At 58.0% G+C, this 20,231-nt stretch carries 12 protein-coding genes; 4 read left to right on the forward strand and 8 right to left on the reverse strand.

What is annotated here, in order from left to right:
- Window positions 1–10: 10 nt before the first annotated feature.
- Together pta and xsc are read right to left on the reverse strand one after the other, a co-directional pair.
- The gene (pta, locus tag Q1K07_RS11085; RefSeq protein WP_300310767.1) at window positions 11–1,015 is read right to left on the reverse strand and encodes a phosphate acetyltransferase; all 1,005 of its coding nucleotides are present in this window, start codon (window positions 1,013–1,015) and stop codon (window positions 11–13) included.
- 147 nt (window positions 1,016–1,162) lie between these two features.
- On the reverse strand, window positions 1,163–2,986 hold the full coding sequence (xsc, locus tag Q1K07_RS11090) for a sulfoacetaldehyde acetyltransferase (RefSeq protein WP_300310769.1): 1,824 nt from the start codon (window positions 2,984–2,986) through the stop codon (window positions 1,163–1,165).
- Between the two features lie 272 nt (window positions 2,987–3,258).
- On the opposite strand from xsc, the gene Q1K07_RS11095 reads away from it, so the two are divergent.
- Window positions 3,259–4,104: an IclR family transcriptional regulator gene (locus Q1K07_RS11095; RefSeq protein WP_300310771.1), complete on the forward strand. Its 846-nt coding sequence runs from the start codon at window positions 3,259–3,261 to the stop codon at window positions 4,102–4,104.
- Window positions 4,105–4,303: 199 nt separating this feature from the next.
- Here the strand turns inward: Q1K07_RS11095 and Q1K07_RS11100 are convergent, their stop codons facing one another.
- The 4 genes from Q1K07_RS11100 to Q1K07_RS11115 all read right to left on the reverse strand — a co-directional run bounded on the left by Q1K07_RS11100 (window position 4,304) and on the right by Q1K07_RS11115 (window position 12,181).
- Window positions 4,304–9,142, reverse strand: coding sequence for an NAD-glutamate dehydrogenase (locus Q1K07_RS11100; protein ID WP_300310773.1), 4,839 nt, complete (start codon window positions 9,140–9,142; stop codon window positions 4,304–4,306).
- A gap of 219 nt (window positions 9,143–9,361) precedes the next feature.
- Window positions 9,362–10,465, reverse strand: a complete 1,104-nt coding sequence (gene trmA, locus Q1K07_RS11105) for a tRNA (uridine(54)-C5)-methyltransferase TrmA (protein WP_300310775.1) — start codon at window positions 10,463–10,465, stop codon at window positions 9,362–9,364.
- A gap of 52 nt (window positions 10,466–10,517) precedes the next feature.
- A complete protein-coding gene (murI, locus tag Q1K07_RS11110; protein ID WP_300310777.1) occupies window positions 10,518–11,324 on the reverse strand; it encodes a glutamate racemase in 807 nt (268 codons plus the stop codon).
- A gap of 308 nt (window positions 11,325–11,632) precedes the next feature.
- Window positions 11,633–12,181, reverse strand: coding sequence for a hemerythrin domain-containing protein (locus tag Q1K07_RS11115; RefSeq protein ID WP_300310944.1), 549 nt, complete (start codon window positions 12,179–12,181; stop codon window positions 11,633–11,635).
- 273 nt (window positions 12,182–12,454) lie between these two features.
- On the opposite strand from Q1K07_RS11115, the gene Q1K07_RS11120 reads away from it, so the two are divergent.
- Window positions 12,455–13,792 (forward strand): replication-associated recombination protein A, encoded by a 1,338-nt coding sequence (locus Q1K07_RS11120; protein WP_300310779.1) that lies wholly within the window; start codon window positions 12,455–12,457, stop codon window positions 13,790–13,792.
- Window positions 13,793–13,927: 135 nt separating this feature from the next.
- On the opposite strand, the gene lolA is transcribed toward Q1K07_RS11120, so the two are convergent.
- Together lolA and Q1K07_RS11130 are read right to left on the reverse strand one after the other, a co-directional pair.
- Window positions 13,928–14,566, reverse strand: coding sequence for an outer membrane lipoprotein chaperone LolA (lolA, locus tag Q1K07_RS11125; protein ID WP_300310780.1), 639 nt, complete (start codon window positions 14,564–14,566; stop codon window positions 13,928–13,930).
- Between the two features lie 215 nt (window positions 14,567–14,781).
- The gene (locus Q1K07_RS11130) at window positions 14,782–18,255 is read right to left on the reverse strand and encodes a DNA translocase FtsK (RefSeq protein WP_300310782.1); all 3,474 of its coding nucleotides are present in this window, start codon (window positions 18,253–18,255) and stop codon (window positions 14,782–14,784) included.
- Between the two features lie 337 nt (window positions 18,256–18,592).
- Between Q1K07_RS11130 and aat the strand changes: the two genes are divergently transcribed.
- Both aat and Q1K07_RS11140 read left to right on the forward strand, forming a co-directional pair.
- Complete coding sequence (gene aat, locus Q1K07_RS11135) at window positions 18,593–19,306, forward strand: leucyl/phenylalanyl-tRNA--protein transferase (protein ID WP_300310784.1); 714 nt, start codon at window positions 18,593–18,595, stop codon at window positions 19,304–19,306.
- 46 nt (window positions 19,307–19,352) lie between these two features.
- Window positions 19,353–20,090 (forward strand): arginyltransferase, encoded by a 738-nt coding sequence (locus Q1K07_RS11140; RefSeq protein ID WP_300310786.1) that lies wholly within the window; start codon window positions 19,353–19,355, stop codon window positions 20,088–20,090.
- Window positions 20,091–20,231: the final 141 nt, after the last annotated feature.

Genomic DNA, 20,231 nt, shown 5'->3' on the forward strand with positions numbered 1-20,231 from the left:
CCTCCTGCCATCATGCAGACTGTCGCTGTGCCTGCACCGTGGTCACGGCGATGACATTGAGGATGTCCTCTACGCTGCACCCTCGTGACAGGTCGTTGGCCGGTTTGGCCAATCCTTGCAACAACGGTCCGATTGCCTCGGCTCCCCCTATACGCTCTGCCAGCTTGTAGCCGATGTTACCTGCTTCGAGCTCAGGGAAGACCAGCACATTGGCCTGCCCCTTGACTCTGGAATCCGGCAACTTGCGTTCCGCCACCTCGGCGACAATCGCCGCATCCAACTGCACGTCTTCGTCGATGGCCAATTGCGGGCGCTGTATCTTTACCTTGCGGGCTGCCTGGACCACCTTGTCTACCGAGGCATGTCGCGCACTGCCACTGGTCGAGAACGACAGCATCGCAACTCTTGCCGGCTCATCGAGCAAGGCTTCGGCACTGTCGGCCGCGGCCATGGCGATCTGTGCCAGTTCATCGGCATCAGGATCCACCACCAGCCCGCAGTCCGAGAAGATCATCCCGCCCTTGAGATTGTGAAACGGCTTGCACAGCATCATCAGGAAGAAGCTCGACACGAGGGTCACCCCTGGCGCTTTGCCAATCAGTTGAATGGCGGCCCTCACCACATCAGCCGTGGTGTTCACTGCGCCGGCAACACTACCATCCGCCAGCCCAGCACTGACCATCAGGTTGGCGAATATCAGTGGTCCCAGCACGCTCGCGCTCGCCTGCTCCCGGCTCATACCCTTGGCTTCGCGCAAACGGAACAAGTGCTCAGCCAATGTTTCGGTATATGGCGAGATGCGAGGGTCGATCAGCGTGACAGCACCCAGTTCAAGATGCTCTTCTTCTGCCCGGGCCTTGATGCGCTCGCTGTCTCCCACCAGCAGGATCTCCGCATAGCCTTCCTGCGTTGCTCGCATGGCGGCTTCCAGCACCCGGCGATCTTCGCCTTCACATAACACAATCCGACGTGGTGCGGCCCGCGCCATGTCGCGAATATGGTTTAACGCCTTCATTGTTGTTCGCTCCGGCTTGCCTTCATGTCAGGGGCTCCTGGGCGACAACCCAAGGTCCTGTAGACAATGCCCCTGTAGACCATGCCCCTGCAGACAAAACCCCGGCACAGGGCCGGGGCAGTATCAACGCAGGGTCATTCCCATGGATCAGACGTAGTCCTGGTATTTTTCCAGCAGACGCACCGGCTTCTTGAGTGCATCGCGGCGGAAGGGATCGCCCAACTCGCGGGTACACATGATTTCGATGATGGTGGTCTTGCCTTCATTCATCTGCATGTCCACGGCTTTCTTCAGTGCCGGCCCCACGTCCTCGAGACGGTCCACTGTGATGCCTTCTGCGCCCATGGCACGGCCAATCTCGGCGAAGCTCTGGTTGTCCAGCTCCCCCGCGACGAAGCGCCGGTTATAGAAGTCGACCTGGTTCTTCTTCTCTGCTCCCCACTGGCGATTGTGGAAGACCACCGCCGTCACCGGAATGTCGTGGCGTACCGCTGTCATGGTTTCCATCATGCTCATGCCCCAGGCGCCATCACCGGCATAGGCAATGGCCGGACGATGCGGAGCGGCCGCCTTGGCGCCAATGATGGTGGGCAATGCATAGCCACAGTTACCGAAGCTCATGGGAGCAAAGAAGCTGCGCGGCTTTTCGAAGCGCAGGTAGCTATGCGCTACAGAGTTGATGTTGCCGATGTCGGTCGACACCATCACATCTTCTGGCATGGCTTTCTCCAGCTCGCGCAGCACCTGGCGTGGATGCAGATACTGGCCACCGGAGAACGGCGTTTCTTCCTTGGCCTCCTCGATGGCGTCGAGGCTGAATGGGTCACGTTCGTGGGTCCATTCATCCAGTTCCTTTTCCCAGGCTTCCTTCTCTGCCTTGATCTTGGCCAGGCGCTCATCCTTGGTCGCATCGCAGGCCAGTGCTCTGTCTTCGAGGCGCCTGGACAGCTCGATGGCCGCCGCCTTGGCATCACCGCAGATGCCGACGGAGATCTTCTTCACCAACCCCAGCATCTTGTGGTCAGCATCGACCTGGATGATCTTGGCCTCCTTCGGCCAGTAGTCCATACCGTGCTGCGGCAAGGTGCCGAAGGGTCCCAGGCGTGTGCCCAGCGCCAACACGACATCTGCCTGGGAAATCAGCTTCATGCCAGCCTTGGAGCCCTGATACCCCAGCGGTCCGCACCACTGAGGATGACTCGCCGGGAAGGAGTCATTGTGCTGATAGCTGTTGACCACAGGAGCCCCCAGACGCTCGGCCAGTGCCTTGCACTCCTCGACGCCATCCGCCATGACCACGCCACCACCAGAAACAATGACGGGAAACTTGGCTTCGGCCAGCAGTGCCGCAGCTTCATCCAGAGACTGGGCGCCACCCGGACCACGGTCGATACGACGAGGCTCGGGAATCTCTGCCTCGATTTCACCATAAAAATAGTCACGCGGAATATTCAACTGCGTAGGGCCGATCTCGGACATGGCGCGATCGAAGCAACGTCCGGTGAACTCGGCCATGCGTGCAGGGTTGGTGACATGGCCCTGATACTTGGTGAACTCCTGGAACATTGGAAGCTGATTGCATTCCTGGAACCCGCCCAGGCCAATGCCGGTGGTACCGGTCTCTGGCGTGATCATCACCACCGGACTATGCGCCCAATAGGCAGCGGCAATGCCGGTCACGCAGTTGGAAATACCCGGTCCGTTCTGGCCGATCACCACCCCATGGCGCCCTGATACCCGGGCATATCCATCGGCCATATGTGCCGCGCCTTGCTCGTGGACCACGGGAATCAGGCGAATGCCAGCAGGAGCAAAGATATCCATGGCATCCATGAAGGCAGATCCCATGATGCCGAACATGTCGGTAACACCATTGGCGACAAGGGTTTCAACAAAGGCTTCAGAAGGTGTCATTTTCTGCTTGCCTTGAACGACCTGGCGATTGTCGCCGTTATTGTGGTTGTGGCTCATAGCTCCTCCAGGAACGCCTCCAGAGGCGCCTTGTGCAAGGCTCATCCGGAAGTTCGTCTAAAGACTCTTTGTGAATGCTAGGCGTGAATGCTGGGCGACAAACATGTCGCGCCACTCATAAAACCATTTTCCGATACAACATGTCTCGTTATTAGAAACATGACAAAAAACTAGACCAGTCATCCCTGACCGTCAACTGAAATTTCGAAAAACGGTACAAATTGATTTCTTTTCAGAAACGGATAGACTTTGGCTTCAGGGAGGATGCCACCATGACCACATCGCGTTTAGATGCCCGAAGCATCGAAGGAGATACCCCGGCCCAGCGCTTGCTGGCTCTGCTTGAGGTCATTGCCGAAAAGGATCAGTACTTCACGTTGCAGAGCCTCGTCGACGAGACAGGCATGCCCAAGCCAACGCTGCATCGCATGCTTCAGCAACTGGAAAACTCCGGCATGCTCCAGCGCGAAGCCGACAATCGCCACTACAGCAAAGGCACCCGACTGCGCCGGCTGGCAGAAACATTACTGCTCAACGATACCGTTCAGGGCGCACGCCACGCGGTGCTCGCGGAGCTGGTCAGGGAAGTCGGAGAAAGCTGCAATATCACGGCCCTGGCGGGAGCAGAGGTGCTTTATCTCGATCGTGTCGAGACATCCGCCCCTCTGCGGTTCTATCTGCACCCAGGCTCCCGGGTACCGGCACACTGCTCTGCCAGCGGCAAACTGTTCCTGGCCCAGATGAGTCCGTCACAGCGTCGGCGCCTGCTGGCAGAAGTGCCTTTGACCTCCTTTACCCGCAACACCATTACGGATATCGACGCCCTCGAAGCCGAGATCGAGGAGGTCAGGCAGCAAGGTTACGCCTTCGATGACGAAGAATTTCTGCCCGGGCTGTTATGTATCGCCGTGCTGGCCCCCAACCCCAGTGGTGTGTCCAATGTCGGGCTGGCCATTCAGGCTCCGATCATGCGCATGGATCGCCAACGTGCCCTGGAATGCCTGCCCGTGCTGGAGCGTGCTGCCGCCGCCATCGCCCGGATCAACCAGGGAGCCGTGCCAGACAACATGGATGACGCGGAGAGTGACAGGCAGGAGATTCAGCAGTTGGAAGGCTAGGGACACCCCTCCTGCAAGCTGGTCTGCTTCAAACCGACTTGGAAGCGAATAGACTTAAAAGACAAGGGGCGCCATATGGCGCCCCTTTCTATTTTGCAATTCATACTACATTGCAATTCGTACTGCGTTGCAATTCACACTTGCTGCAACTCCATCACACATGCACCACGACGTGATGCCTTGTGCCAGACTATCAGCATCATGCTTCACGGCTGCTTTCTGCCAGATCGACCAACTCACGCACCGCCACGGCAAACAGCGGGAAGCTGGCCGGAGTACCGCCGTTGACTTCATTGACCAGGCGGCACCAGCGCTCATGCATGCTGGAGTGATTGGTCATCCACTGGTCGACGCGTGCCGACGTTTCGCGCGCACCGCCTTCCATCTGCAACACGCTTGCAGTGAGTGCCATCTGCTGCCGCTCGATGTCATCACGATACGCTTCACGCGCCTGGGACTGCCAACCATCCTTGACCGGCAACGCTGTTACCTGCTGAATCATCCAGGGCAATTCCAGGCGAGCACCGATTTCGTAGTACACCTCGGCAACCTTCTGCGGCTTCTCATCGACCTGACGAGCCGTCTGGATGATACCGAGTGCCGCATACAGGCTACCGGCAGCGGCAACCGTGGAAGCCAGTGCTTCAGGCACACCAGCTGCCACCAGTTCCTGACGACGGGCTTCCCAGGCTTCCTGCTCTTCACCACGCAAGTGCTGGCCGATCTTTTCCTGCAGCTGGGCAATGCGTGGTGCGAAATAGGCAATACAATCTGTTGCCGACATGGCAGAGCGCAGACGCAGGAACCAGCGAGTAGCCCGACGAATCATGCGCATCAGGTCCAGCATCATGGAATACTGGATATCGGTCGGCACCTTGTTGTCCAGCGCTTCGATCTGATCCCACAGACGCGGCAGCTGGAAACACTCGCGAGCAATCACGTAGGCGCGCGCAACATCGGCACGCCCGACACCGGTGGAATCCACCAGGCGACGCACAAACACGATACCCATATGATCGACCAGGTCATTGGCCAGCTGAGTCGATACGATCTCGCGTTTCAAGCGGTGATGGTAGACTTGGTCGTGGTACTTCTCGAGCAGCACCTTGGGGAAGCCACGTTCGACATGCTGCGCCACAACCGTGTCATCCGGTACATCAGAGGCAATCAAGTCACCCTTGAGTGCGCTCTTGGCATAACTGATCAGCACTGACAGCTCGGGCAGTGTCATCCCCTGATCATTGGCTGCACGTTCCTGGAGGTCCTCATCCGAAGGCAGGAATTCCAGCTCCCGATCGATCTGACCTGCGGCTTCCAGCTCACTGATGAAACGACGATACGGTCCAATTCCCTGATGGGACAGCAGCTCGGACAAGTCCAGAGACTGACTCTGACGATAGTTGCTGATCAGTACCAACTTGCTGACTTCATCCGTCATTTCCGCCAGTAGCTGGTTGCGCTGTTTCTCGGTCATGTCGCCGTTGGCCACGACTTCATCGATGAGGATCTTGATGTTGACCTCATGGTCGGAGCAGTTGACGCCAGCCGCATTGTCGATGAAGTCGGTATTGACCCGGACCCCCTTGACCGCAGCTTCCATGCGTCCACGCTGGGTCAAGCCCAGATTGCCACCCTCACCCACCACGCGGCAGTTCAGCTCGCAGCCATTGATGCGCAGGGCATCATTGGCCTTGTCACCCACATCAGCATCGGTTTCCGCACTGCTCTTGACGTAAGTGCCGATACCGCCGTTCCACAACAGATCGACCTGTGAGCGCAGCAGTGCCTGAATCAGGTCATTGGGCGCCAGGCGATCCTCGCTGATACCAAAGCGCTCCTTCATCTGAGCAGAGATGGGAATCCACTTGGCGGCACGAGAGAACACGCCACCACCTTCAGAAATCAGTGACTTGTCGAAGTCTTCCCAGGTCGAGCGTGGCAGCTCGAACATACGCTTGCGCTCCTTGAAGGTCGCTGCAGCATCCGGGTTCGGATCAATGAAGATATGCAGGTGGTTGAAAGCGGCTACCAGACGGATGGTCTTGGACAGCAGCATGCCATTACCGAAGACATCACCGCCCATGTCACCGACACCCACCACGGTGAACTCATCCTTCTGGGTGTTCACGCCGAGGCCACGGAAATGACGCTTGACCGACTCCCAGGCCCCCTTGGCGGTAATCCCCATCTTCTTGTGGTCGTAGCCATTGGCGCCACCTGAGGCGAAGGCATCACCCAGCCAGTGGCCATACTCGATGGAGATGGCATTGGCGATATCGGAGAAGGTTGCTGTGCCCTTGTCCGCAGCCACCACCAGGTAGGGATCATCCTCATCATGACGCACGACATCCCTGGGAGGTACCACATCCCCACCGACCAGATTGTCAGTGACATCGAGCAGGGCGCGAATGAACGTCTGGTAGCAGGCGATGCCTTCCTTCTGCACCGTCTCACGATCGGCACCTTCCGGCATGCGCTTGCAGACGAAGCCGCCCTTGGCTCCCACTGGCACGATGACCGAGTTCTTGACCTGCTGAGCCTTGACCAGGCCCAGCACTTCTGTGCGGAAGTCCTCGTGACGATCGGACCAGCGCAGACCACCGCGAGCCACCTTGCCGCCACGCAGGTGCACACCTTCGACCCTGGGAGAGCAGACGAAGATCTCGAACATGGGGCGCGGCTTGGGCATTCCGGTGATTTTGGAAGGCTCCAGCTTGAAGGACATGTAGTCTTTGAAGGCGCCAGCCTCGGTGCGCTGGTAATAATTGGTACGCAGTGTGGCCTGGATCAGTTCCACGTAACGACGCAGCAGGCGGTCATCGTTGAGGCTGGCCACCTCATCGAGCATGCCGTTGATACGTTCGATGCAGGCATCGACCTCGCCTTCGGCTGGGCGCTCTTCCGGGTCGAAGCGCAACTCGAACAGCGTGACCAGCTCGCGGGTGATATGCGGATAGCTGGCCAGTGCATTGGCAATGAAGTCCTGAGAGATACCAAAGCGAATCTGCTTCAGATAGCGTGCATAGGCACGCAACATCGCGACTTCACGCCAATCCAGGTTGGCACCGATGATCAGGCGGTTGAAGCGATCATTATCTGCCTCACCCACCCAGATGCGCTGGAAAGCCTCAACGAAGGGCGCACGCATCTCCTGCAGATTGACCTCGGTCGCGGTGTGGTGCTCCAGGTCGAAGTCATGGATCCAGTACTCGGCATCCGTGGCATGCAGATCATAGGGACGCTCCCCAAGCACTCGCAGGCCCAGGTTTTCCATCATCGGCAGAACGTCGGACAGCGGGATCCGTGCGCCCTTGTGAAACAGTTTGAGATTGACGCCGCTGCCTTCTTCTTCGATCAGGCGATACAGCGACAGGGCCAGCGTATTGCCCTCATCCAACTCGCCGATATGCTGTAGATCATAGACGGCGGTGCGCGCGTTGAAGTCCTCGCGATAGCTGGCCGGGAAGGCATCGCGGAAGCGCTGCATGAGCTGGTTGGCCTGCTCCTCACCATAGCTATCGATGGCGGCATTGAGCAGATCATCGCGCCAATTGCGCGCCATCCGTGTCAGCTTGGCCTCCAGCGCCTTGAGGTCGTACTCCACCGGTGCATCGCCATTGAAACGCAGGATGAACTGAATACGCGCCAGCACCGACTCCGACAGATAGGTGTTGAAGTCACCGAAGGTGGCATCCAGTTCCTCACACAGGAATTCCTGCAGGCGGACACGCAATTCCGTGGAGAACACATCTCGAGGTACGAACACCAATACGGAATAAAAGCGACCGAAAAGCTCTTCACGGATGAACAGTCGGACCTTGCGACGCTCGCGGATATCGACGATGCCCAGAGCTGTCTGAGTCAACTCATCGGTATCGATAAGGAACAGGTCATCACGTGGATAGACTTCCAGGTTATGCAACAGCTGCTTGCCGGTGTGGCCCTTGGGATCGAAGCCGGCGATGTCCATGACCGCCTGAAGCTTGCGCCGCAGGATTGGGACATGTTGTGGAGATTCGTGATAGACGCTGGAGTCGAACAGGCCCAGGAAGCGGCGCTCGCCGATCACATTGCCCTTGGCGTCATAGCGATCGACGGTGACCTGATCCATGTATGCGGGACGATGCACTCGAGAGTGTTGGGAGCTCTTGGCGAAAGACACCAGTTCGGGCACCAGCACGAACTTGCCGTCCTCGACGCCCTGGTCGGTACGAATGCGCTGCCGATACGGAGAATCCTGCAGACGAAACAGCCCCATTTCACTGCCTTCAGTCTGCTTGAGCTGCTGGCTACCAGCCTGCCCGGTCACTTCGAACTCGTCATAACCCAGGAAGGTGAAGTGCTCATCCTGCATCCATTCCAGGAATGCTATGGCTTCCTTATGGTTGGCTGCATCGATCTGCTTTGGACACGAGGCCTTCAACTCATCCAGTGCTTCAGTGACCTTCGCTCTCATGGGAGCAAAATCGGCCACGGCAGTACGCACTTCCTTCAGCGCATCCTGAAGACTCTGTTCGATACTGGCCAGTTCCTCAGGATCGGAGTGCCGGTCCACCTCGATGGCAATCAGGGACTCACGGTGTCCAGGCTCACCATTCTTGGCCGAGGATAGTCCACTGACGCGATGATGGCGGTCACGCTCCACTGTCAATACAGCGTTATGAATCGCATGTACGGTCATGCCACGGCGGTTGAGCTCGATACGCACAGAGTCGACCAGGAACGGCATGTCCTCGTGCAGTACAGCAACGAAAGTATGGTTGGACTGCCAGCCATGCTCTTCGAACTCGGGGTTCAGTACGCGAACCTTGGGAGCACCGGGATCGAACTGCTGCAGAAAATGCCACAGCGATAGAGTGGCACCGTAGAAATCATCGAAGCGCCGGTCGATCATGTCCTCGACCGGCGCATTGGCGTAGAAGAGACGAGCAAAGGCGATGACGCGCTCTACTTTTTTCTTGTCGAGGCCGGCCGTGAGCCGTTCCTCAAGCTGCTTGAGCAGATCCTCGCGACTGTCATCCTGTGCGGTATGTTGCATCCTGACCTCAGCTGGCAGTGGCCACCCCTCGGTAGTGTGGCCTGGGAAATACGGTGCCCATGAAACAAGCCGCTCCCTTGCTAGAAGCGGCCCATGGTGACGTGGGCTCAGCTTACGCCAATCCTCTTCCCTTCCCTACCGACATGCCTGCCTTCTCATGCTGTATGTCGGTTGTGCATCGGGGCTTGACATACTGCTGAAACGCTTCTCCACTCCTGGTCAGCGGCGTTGCAGCAGTACCCCACACTCGCAATGATCGGTGAAGGGGAACTGATCGAACAGAGCAAAACGCATCACCTGGTGCGTTCTGGTCAACTGTTCGAGATTTTCGGCCAGGGTATCCGGATTGCATGACACATAGACAATGCGCTCATATCCACTTATCTGCGCACAACTCGACGCATCCAGCCCTGCCCGTGGTGGATCGACCAGCACTGTAGAGAAGTCATAGCTTTCCAGATCCATCTCGTCCACCCGCCGCCCTTTCTTGTCACCTTTCAGGGCAGCAGAGAAGTCTTCTGCTGACATACGGGCGACGTACACATTGTCAGTGCCGTTGCGCTCGATGTTCAGCCTCGCACTGGACACTGAGGTACGCGAAATTTCTGTGGCCAGGACCCGACGAAAGTTGTCCGCCAGGGCAATGGTGAAGTTGCCATTGCCACAATACAGCTCGACCAGATCACGCTCCTGGCTGCCTGTCGTGACATCCCTGGCCCAGCTCAGCATGGACATGCAGATACGTGCATTGGGTTGGGTAAAGCTGTTTTCCACCTGCTGGTAATGCAGGACTCGGCCGTCGACCTCCAGTTGCTCCCATACATGATCACGGGTCAGCACGATACGCTGCTTGCGTGACCGACCAATGATCATGACATCAAGCACGGCCTCCAGCTTACGCGCATCCCGCTCCCAGTCCTCATCCAACGGACGGTGATAGACCAGAGTCACCAATGCATCGCCGCTTAGCGTCGTGAGAAACTCGACCTGGAACAGCTTGCGGCGCAGCACGGGATTATCACGAATGGCGTCGAGCAATGCCGGCATCAGGTCATTGATACGCTGACTGGCCACCGCAAACTGATCGACCCGCACAGGCACCTTGCGGTTCGGATCTTGCGGATCGTTTTCGAACATCACGTAATAAAGGTCGTCGCCCTCATGCCAAAGACGAAACTCACAACGCTGGCGATAGTGGCTAGGCGGTGAAGGATAGACTTCCAGCTCAGGTACGGAGAATCGGGCGAACTGGGTTTCCAGGCGATCACGCTTGGCAGCGAGCTGCTCGTCATAGCGCTCAGGATCGACAACGGGAATGGCCACGGCGGCTCCTGTAGAAGACGGTAAAAATGAACGGAAATGCAGATTCGTGTAATCAGGCGCGAGGAACTGACAGCAATGTCGGGGAGTTGAAGCCAAAGGAGGCAAAACCTTGAGCCATGGCAAGTGTTCTTTCTGGCTCGAGTGCCGTAACCAACACCAGGCCAGGGGCATCACTCAACTCCGGTGTACCCGCCACCTGGGCAGTGCGTCGGGCAATGGCATCACCGGAATCGATCCAGGCGAACTCTCGGCCCAGATGCTCCTCGGCTGCCTTGGCCAGCAGATCGCGCAACAGGGGGAAATGCGTGCAACCTAGAACAATCGTGTCGATCTGGCGATCCTGCTGTAGAGGGCTTAGAGCCTGACACAATACATCCTGATCCGGAGAGCAACCCAGAATCCAGCGCTCAGCCTGAGTGACCAGAGGGTCAGCAGCAATGCGCATGACCTGACAGCCAGGGGCAAAGTCATCGATCAGGCGTTGGGTATAGGAACGCGCCACGGTCGCACTGGTGGCCAACAGGGCCAGGTGTCCGCTCCGGCTTTCCCGGGCGGCTGGCTTGATGGCGGGTACCGTTCCCACTACGGGAATTCGTAGATGCCCTCGCAAGGCATCCAGAGCCAACGTACTGGCAGTATTGCAGGCAACGACCAATGTTCCCGCTCCACTGGCCTCGACCGCTGCAGAGCATACCGCCAGGATACGCTCCACCAGCCAGGCGTCTTCCCGTATGCCATAGGGCAACATGGCATTATCGCAACAATAGGCCAGTGCCCCGCCCGGTATACGCTGACGTAACGCTGCCACCACCGACAGGCCGCCAACGCCTGAGTCAAAAACCAATACCGGCCCTGTCATCTACGCTCCTATTCCCTGCAGTGCGTCCCTGCAATGCGTCCCTGCTGTGCGTCTCTGAAGGCGTCCTTGAAGAGCACGTCCTCGAAGCGCACATCTTGGCAGTGAGCGATATCGAGCTGGGCGGTGATGAGTGATGCGGTGAGCCATGTCGCAACGCAGCAATAGCATATCGTCCCACCCGGCGGGGCAGGACGATATGCTATGAAAACTCGGGACAACGGGTCTAAAGAAAAGGTGGCAAATCATGAATGGTGCCGCTGAGAGTGTTCCGACAAACGGGGCGGCGCCATTCTACCCTACTCGAACCCTTAAGCCGAGATGCTATCGGGCTCTTCTCGTAGTTCTGCGTAAAGTTCGGGATAGGCGGCCTGCAAGCGTTCAAGCTCAGAAGCCGCCTTGGGCGGCAGTGCCGATGCCAGTCGTTCAAGATCCTCATCGGTAAAATGGTTGTCGATCAGAGGGAACAGCTGTTCGCGCTCGTCGCGCAGATAGGTGCGGTGACTATCGAGATAGTCGTGCAGATCCTCAGCAAACTTGTCCATTGGAATAGCGACATCCATCAGAATCATGTCGATATCCCGAGAGAGTCGAGATAGACGGGCCTTGAGCTTTCGATAGTCCCCTGACAGTTGTGCCGTCACCGCCTCGCTTTCAGGGGCGACGCTCTTGAGTCGTTCTGTGCAGATTTCTTCCAGCGGCAGCGTAAAACCAGCCATGTAGTCCAGAATATAGTCCACCACTTCCCTGATCAGCTGGAAATTGGGACGCTCTCCTCTGGCGAGGGTCTTCTGCTTGAGCTGAAGAACGTGCAGTATGCGTGCCATATTGGCATGATCCTGGCGCAGTTGTTTCAGCATGGGCATGGCGGAAACCTCCTCTGGCGCATAACAGGGCGGAAGGTACTCTAGGATTAGACCTGCCTTCGCGAGTCGGGTTCCGGCTCCTCCTGTCGTTTATAGCCATCAGATAAAGTTTGTTCCAGCATAAGCCGGAGCCCGGAATGTATCACCCTAGACGTAAATCGAGAATTCTGCCTGTCGTTATTTGCTGCAGGGAAAGTAATCTTTATCTTACACGCCAGCCCAGCTCTGGAGCTGTCGCGATTCACCCGGTGATTGCAGGAGAGCGTGATGGATTTGTTTGAACAGGCTCACCAGGATGCCAATGCCCCGTTGGCGTGGCGCATGCGCCCAAGGAGCCTGGATGACTACCTTGGCCAGCAGGCACTGGTCGGCCCTGGCAAGCCGCTTCGCCGCATGGTCGAGGAAGGCTTCGTACGCTCGATGATCCTGTGGGGGCCTCCTGGCGTCGGCAAGACCACCCTGGCCGAGATTCTGGCCAGTGCTTCACATGCCCGCCTGGAACACCTGTCTGCCGTGATGGCGGGGGTCAAGGATATTCGCGAGGTGGTGGAACGGGCCAGGGCCGCCCAAGCCCATAGCCAGCCTACCGTGTTGTTCCTCGATGAGATTCACCGCCTCAACAAGAGTCAGCAGGATGCCCTGTTACCCCATGTGGAATCCGGCCTGCTCACCCTGATTGGCGCGACAACCGAAAACCCATCCTTCGAGGTCAACTCTGCCCTGCTGTCCCGGGCCAGGGTGCATGTTCTCAAGTCGCTCGATGAAGGCGAGTTGATCGAAGTGATGCGGCAGGCGCTTGCCGACCCCGAACGGGGTCTCGGTCAGCGCCGGATTCTGGTTGACGAAGAAGTACTGTCGATTCTGGCTCGCGCGTCAGCCGGTGATGCCCGACGCGCCTTGGGGTTGCTGGAAACTGCCTGTGACTTCACTCAGCCGGAAGGTGGTGCGGAACGCCTTCCACAACAGGCCCTGGAAAATGTCATTGGCCATACGGCCAGTGCTTTCGATAAGCAGGGTGATCATTATTACGACCTGTTGTCGGCCATTCACAAATCGATACGCTCTTCACGCCCGGATGCTGCGCTGCTGTATATCGCCCGCTTCATCCAGGGAGGAGGCGATCCTCTCGACGTCGTCCGACGGCTAAGTGCCATTGCCTCAGAGGACGTGGGCAATGCCGATCCCCGAGCATTGCCTCTGGTCATGGCTGCCTGGGACGCTTATCTGCGCCTGGGGGATTACGAAGGCCAAAGAGCCATTGCTCATGCGGCCATTCATCTCGCCGTGGCCCCCAAGAGCAATGCCATAGACCAAGCCTGGAAGCACGCCCAGCAGTTCGTTGCCAGTCAACCAAGCCTGGAAGTTCCGATCTATCTGCGCAACGCCCCGACCAAGCTGATGGAATCCCTCGGCCATGGCGACGGTTATCGTTATGCACATAACGAGCCCAACGCCTATCCTGCCGGCAGCAGCCACGACTGCTGGCCCGATGGCATCTCCCCGCAACGCTTCTATCAGCCGACCCAATATGGTCAGGAAGAGCGCTTTGCTCGCATCATGACCTGGCGTGCCCAACTTGATGAGCAGGCCGATGACATGCCATGAAAGCTCTGTGAGTTCCTTGTCTTTCTCGCTGGCATGAAAAATGCCTCCCGGTAGCTCTGGGAGGCATTTTTCGTTCTTCGTTTCTCTCTGGCCTGCTCACCTGTAGCGAACACGGTGATGCCAGGCGTCACCCATTCAGGGCGACTGACGAATGATATCTGTATCGGACGGCAGCTCCAGACGGAAGCGACCGTTATCCATGGAAGCATTCTGCTCGACGTTCTTGAACTCGATCGCCGTACGCTGACCGGTGCTGTCAGTCATCTGCAGGAAGCCCAGTCGCTCGCTGCGGAATGTCAGCTTGAGTTCTTCAAACAGGGTATCTGCCGCCTTGGGTACCAGCGTAAAAGTCTCGTTCACACCCTGCTGGCTACTGGATACCTCGTAGTTCTCTACCAGATCGCTCGCACTACCGGAGAGCAGCAGAGCCGGTGTGTGCGTCACACGCTGGTCCAGCGGTTGAATCGTCGCCTGTTGCAGATCAGGATCGTACAGAGTGACTTCGTTGCCATCGGAAACCACTACCTGCTCATAGGGTGCATCGACTTCCCAGCGGAACTTGCCCGGACGGGACAGCCACATATGGCCTTGGGCATGCTGCAGGCGCTGACCACTACCATCCAGAATCTGCTGGTCAAAGTCCGCTGAATAGGTATTGAGCGGCTGGAGCATGCGAGTCAGGCGTTCGGCGCCATCCGCCAGAGCAGTGATGGGAACCAGCAGGGCCACCGCCATGGCAGCGAGGCTCGAAGTCAAAGTACGTCTCAGGGTCATGGGCTTCTCCTTGATGATCCTGGTGATGCCACACGAAAATGTCAGTGTGACGCGCTGTCTGGTATGACGTCAGTATGCCGGGCAAGTTGCCCGAATAAAGCGAAAATCATGGACTTCCATGGTCGTTACACGCTGAGTGGAGAGTGTCGCCATTTCACAACACCCTCCACTCATCTTGTCGCAGTCCAACTTGCCGAAACTTTACTTGTCGAAACTCAACTGCCAACGGGTGGCGGCGCCAATACCTCGCGCGCGCCGTTACTTCCCATCTGTGAGACCACTCCAGCCATCTCCATGGATTCAACCAGCCTTGCGGCACGGTTGTAACCTATCTTGAAGCGGCGCTGCACAGCCGAGATGGAAGCCCGACGGCTCTCTGTCACGAAGGCGACAGCCTCGTCATAGAGTGCATCCTGCTCAGCATCGCCATCATCGCCGGTGCCATCTGCCTCGAGGCCGGTCAAGGCATCAGCAGAAACGCCGCCGGACAGTATCTCATCGATATATTCCGGCTCACCACGGCGCTTCCAGTCTTCGACCACGCGATGCACTTCGTCATCATCGACGAAAGCGCCATGTACACGGGTCGGCTGGCCAGAGCCCGCCGGGAGATACAGCATATCGCCGTGCCCCAGCAGGTTCTCTGCTCCCCCCTGGTCGAGGATGGTACGGGAATCGACGCGGCTGGAGACCTGAAAGGCCATGCGCGTGGGAATGTTGGCCTTGATCAGGCCGGTGACTACATCAACGGAAGGACGCTGTGTTGCCAGCACCAGATGAATACCTGCTGCACGGGCCTTCTGCGCCAGACGTGCAATCAGCTCTTCCACCTTCTTGCCGACAATCATGAACATGTCGGCAAATTCATCAATCACCACCACAATGTAGGGCAGCTTTTCCAATACGGGCGGCGTCTGATGCATTTCCCATGGTTGAGGCTCCCATAACGGATCCGCCACCTGGGCGCCATGACGCTCGGCCTCATCCAGCTTGCTGTTGAAGCCGGCGATATTACGCACCCCCATCGCAGCCATCAGCTTGTAACGACGCTCCATTTCGGCGACACACCAGCGCAGGCTATTGGCGGCTTCCTTCATGTCCGTGACAACCGGCGCCAGCAGATGGGGAATGCCATCGTAGACCGACAGCTCCAGCATCTTGGGATCGACCATGATCAAGCGCAGCTCACTTGGCGTGGCCTTCAGCAGCATGGAGATCAGCATCGCGTTGACCCCCACCGACTTGCCTGAACCGGTTGTGCCAGCCACCAGCACATGGGGCATCTTGCCAAGGTTGGCGATCACCGCAGCACCACCAATGTCCTGTCCCAAGGCCAGTGTCAGGGGAGAAGCTTCCTGGAGGAAGCGCTCGGAGTCGATCACCTCGCGCAGGCGAATCATGGCGCGATTGGGGTTGGGTATCTCGATACCGACCGTGGGCCGGCCAGGGATGACCTCCACCACACGTACACTCTTGACCATCAGCGAACGAGCCAAGTCCTTGGCCAGATTGCTGATCTTCGACACTTTCACCCCGGCAGCAGGCTTGATCTCGAAGCGGGTGATCACCGGCCCCGGCCAGGTATCGACCACTTCTGCCTTGACCCCATATTCACGCAAACGCATCTCGAGCAGTTCCGCCATATCCTGCAACTGCTCTGGCGTGTAGTTGGGCTGGTGAGGCTCCGGTGGTGTCAGCAGCCTCATGCTCGGAACCTCGCCATCCGGCTCTGGCAGGTCATCCAGGCCCGGGCGCTGGCTCTGCAGGTGCTCTACCGTCCACAAGGTCGGACCACCGGCTTCTGCAGCTTCCCGCGCCTGTTCAGCAGTTGCCACACGGCCTGATACCGCCTGCTCATCGCCTTGTGCACCAGGCGGCTGAGAAGCTTCGGGGAACGACGTCCCAGGCGGCACCGAAGCCGGTAACGGTGTGGAAACGTGAGCCTTGTCGGCTCCCCCGCCATCGGCAGAATCTTCTTTCCTGACGTCGCCATGCAGGGGGGCTGATGGCGCACTGGCCACATAGTCCGAGGCAAAGTCATCATCAGGCAATACCGGCTCAGGAATGTCTTCTGCACGACGCTCGGCCTTGGGCGCTTCCGGTGTAGAGAAAGCATGCGAAGACTCAGGCGTCGACACCTCTCCTTCACGAGATGCCAGGACTGCTGCAGCTGCAACCGTGCCAGCAACACCTGCAGTAGCCATGGCAACATCCTTGGCACTGGACTCTGGACCGCTCAGAGGTTTTTCAACAGGCTGAAGCTCTTCAACTGGCTGAAGCGCCTCTACTGATTGAAGCGTTTCAACAGCCTGCGGCTCTTCGACAGACGGAAGCTTATCTGCAGGCTGAGGCTCCTCGACAAAAGGTACTTCGGCATGTGCCGGCTTGTATTCGCCAGGCTTGTTGACCAGTGCGTGCACAGAGATACGCGGTTTTGCCACCGGCTTTGACTCCGGTGTAACCGTTTCAGCAGCAGGCTCGGCTGTTGGCACGGGCTGAGATGTATCAGGAGAAGCATCATTGCTGGAGCTGACGGACGGCGGCTCTCCCGTGGCCCTGGCCATTCCCTCAGAGGCTATTTCAGGGGCTGTGCGAGGCGCTTGCTGAGGCTCTGTACGCTCAGCACGCAATGGCAGCGTCTCCCGTGGCTCGTCGCTGTCCGGCTCCTTGCCCTGTTCAGGTGTCGCGCTGGAAAAGGCACTGCCCAGCGTTGGCTCAAGAGCCTCTTTCTGGGACCCCGTACGGCTCTGCTGCTTGCGTTCAGTCTTGGCGTATTGCTCGGTATAGGCAGCACCAGGTTGCTTGGCGGAAGGCGTCTGCTCGGGGACATCCCACGGAATCTCACTGTTGCCATCATTGCCAAAAGCGGGCTCCTGACGCTTGCGGGAGTCACCCAGGTCTGGTGCCTGTGAATCACGCCTCTTTCGAAACGAAGGCAACAGGCGCTGCCACCAGTGCGGCTTGCCAGTCTCCTCGGCAGACTCAGGCGAAGGAACGTCATCGGTCTTCGCCTTACTCTGTTCAAGCTCAGGGCCGGCATCTCGGCGGAACCGCTGGATCAGCGACAGGGCACGGTGACCCATTTCATCAATCACATTGAACCAGGACAAGCCGGTGAAAAGCGGCAGGCCACACAGGATCCCGGCCACGGCCAACAGGCCCGTGCCACCGGTACCCACCAGCAAGCGCAAGGCCCCGGCCAGGCCTTCACCAAGAATTCCGCCGGTCGAATAGGGAAGAGGGCTATTCGGATCGTAGAAGTACAAAGCCCCCAATGTCGTGGACCCCAACAACAGCAAGACCAGCCCACCACAACGTACCGCCAGGGCGGTGGCATCCCAGTCGATGCGGACCTGACGCGAACGGATCAGCCACCAGGCTGCAAAGCCCAACATGCCCGGCCACCAGAGAGCACTGACACCAAATAGCGAATACAGCACATCGGCCAACCAGGCACCGACCGGCCCCATCCAGTTACTGACCTCGGTTTCAGGGCCACTACTGGACCAGCCCGGATCTGCCGAGTTGAAACTGAACAATGCAAGCAGCAAGAATACGCAGGCGGCCAGCAAGACAATGATCACACCTTCCGTAGCAGAGCCCTGAAGACGCAGGCCAACCTTCTTGGCAGTCTCCTTGGCGGCTGCCGCCGTCGCCAACGGCGACGTGGATTTCTTCTTGGCAGTCAAACGGCCTCCCTCGCGCCCCTGAGGGCGTCTCCAACGTTCTTTCTGGGGGCCATGATACCGAGCCAGAGCACAAGGTTATAGGCCTGAAGCACCTCCAGGTGGTTTTTATCGGATACGGAGGACAGGTTTCTCAGCTCCGGGGCTAGGCAGGAAAATCATCATGAGCGGATCACAGAGCGGCCGTCTTGGGCTGGCCGAAAAAAAACCGGCCCGAGCAGATTCAGAAATCTTCGCAAGGAAGCGGAAAAAATAGCTCTGGACGTAGGTGAGAAAGAACCTTGAGCATGATCGGCGCACAGGTCAAACTTGCATTTTCTCTCATATCAAGAGCCCCACCATGCTGCCCTGGCTCCCCGAGCACCCAGTTCAGTTCCCCCCTGTCAGTAACGCCCTGGATGATCCTGAGGGCCTGCTGGCTGCCGGAGGATCACTCACCTGCGATTGGCTGGTGAGCGCCTACCGCCGCGGTATTTTTCCATGGTACGGCGACGACCAGCCCATTCTCTGGTGGAGCCCCAATCCGCGAATGGTACTGTTCCCTGATCAGGTACGTGTCCGCCGCAGCTTGGCAAAACGCATTAGAAATGCCGGTTTTCAGGTAACTGCCAACCAGGCTTTTGATCATGTCGTTGCAGCCTGTGCAGCGCCGCGCAAAGGCGAACCAGGCACCTGGATCACTCCGGAAATGCAGGAAGCTTATGAAACCATGCATCGCCGCGGCATTGCACATTCCGTGGAAGTGTGGAAACAGGACGCCTTGGTAGGGGGCTTGTACGGTATTGCGCTGGGGCCGGTATTCTTCGGCGAATCCATGTTCTCTCTCGAGCCCGATGCCTCCAAGGTGGCTCTGGTCCACCTGGCCCGATGCATGGCACATGACGGCGGCAAGCTGATCGACTGCCAGATGCACACCACACACTTGCAAAGCATGGGAGCCAACAGCATCGCCCGAACAACCTTCATCAGCTATCTTGATAAGTGGTTGGGTGAGGATAAACCCGATGTGACGCGACCTGACTGGTCCTTTGAATCCATTGGATCTGCATTGTGAATCCACGTGCCATTTTCTGCGGCAAATTCTACGGAGAAGGCATACCTTGAGCAGCAATACTCCGCGGCAGCCAGTACGCGATCTGCGCTTCTTTCTCACAGTGCCCCATACCTGCAGCTACCTGCCGGATAAAGAAGCCACTACGCTGTTTCTCGACCCCAAGGAGTCACCTGGCCAGGCTGTCTATGACTCTCTTACCCTGCTCGGCTTTCGCCGCAGTGGCCAGCACCTCTATCGACCTCATTGTGAAGGCTGCAACGCCTGCATATCCGTACGCATTCCTGTTGCAGAGTTCACGCCAAATCGAACCCAACGTCGCTTGATGCGGCGCAATGCCGACCTACGGGTGACGAACTGCCAGGCCCAGTTCAAGCAGGAACATTACGACCTGTATGCACGCTATATCATTACGCGGCACCACGATGGGGACATGTTCCCTCCCAGTCATGAGCAGTACCGGACATTCCTCAGCCTGGATCAGCCATATGCACGAATGCTGGAATTCCATCTTGGTGACAAGCTGGTCGCTGTCGCTGCCTTCGATGAGCTTCGCCACGGATTATCGGCCATCTATACCTTCTTCGACCCGAGCGAAGCATTCGAACGGCGCTCTCTAGGCACCCAGGCGGTTCTGACATTGATCCAGAAAGCCAGACATCATGGCCTCCCACATCTCTATCTGGGCTATTGGATCGAAGAATGTCAAAAAATGAACTATAAAAGCACTTTTTCCCCTCTCGAACGGCTCGACGGTCGCCAATGGCGTCGCCTTATCCCTGTCTGACAAGCTAAACTTAATCAAAAGCCACCCTCGAGCATGGCTCGTGGAGGGCTCGTTTGCGCGCTATTTTTGCCATCTGCCGCGGCATACGGCAGAATACCGCGCTACCCGAACGCCAGGAGGAACTTTCATGTCTCCGGCGTT

This window comes from Halomonas sp., assembly GCF_029263665.1.
GTDB lineage: Bacteria > Pseudomonadota > Gammaproteobacteria > Pseudomonadales > Halomonadaceae > Halomonas.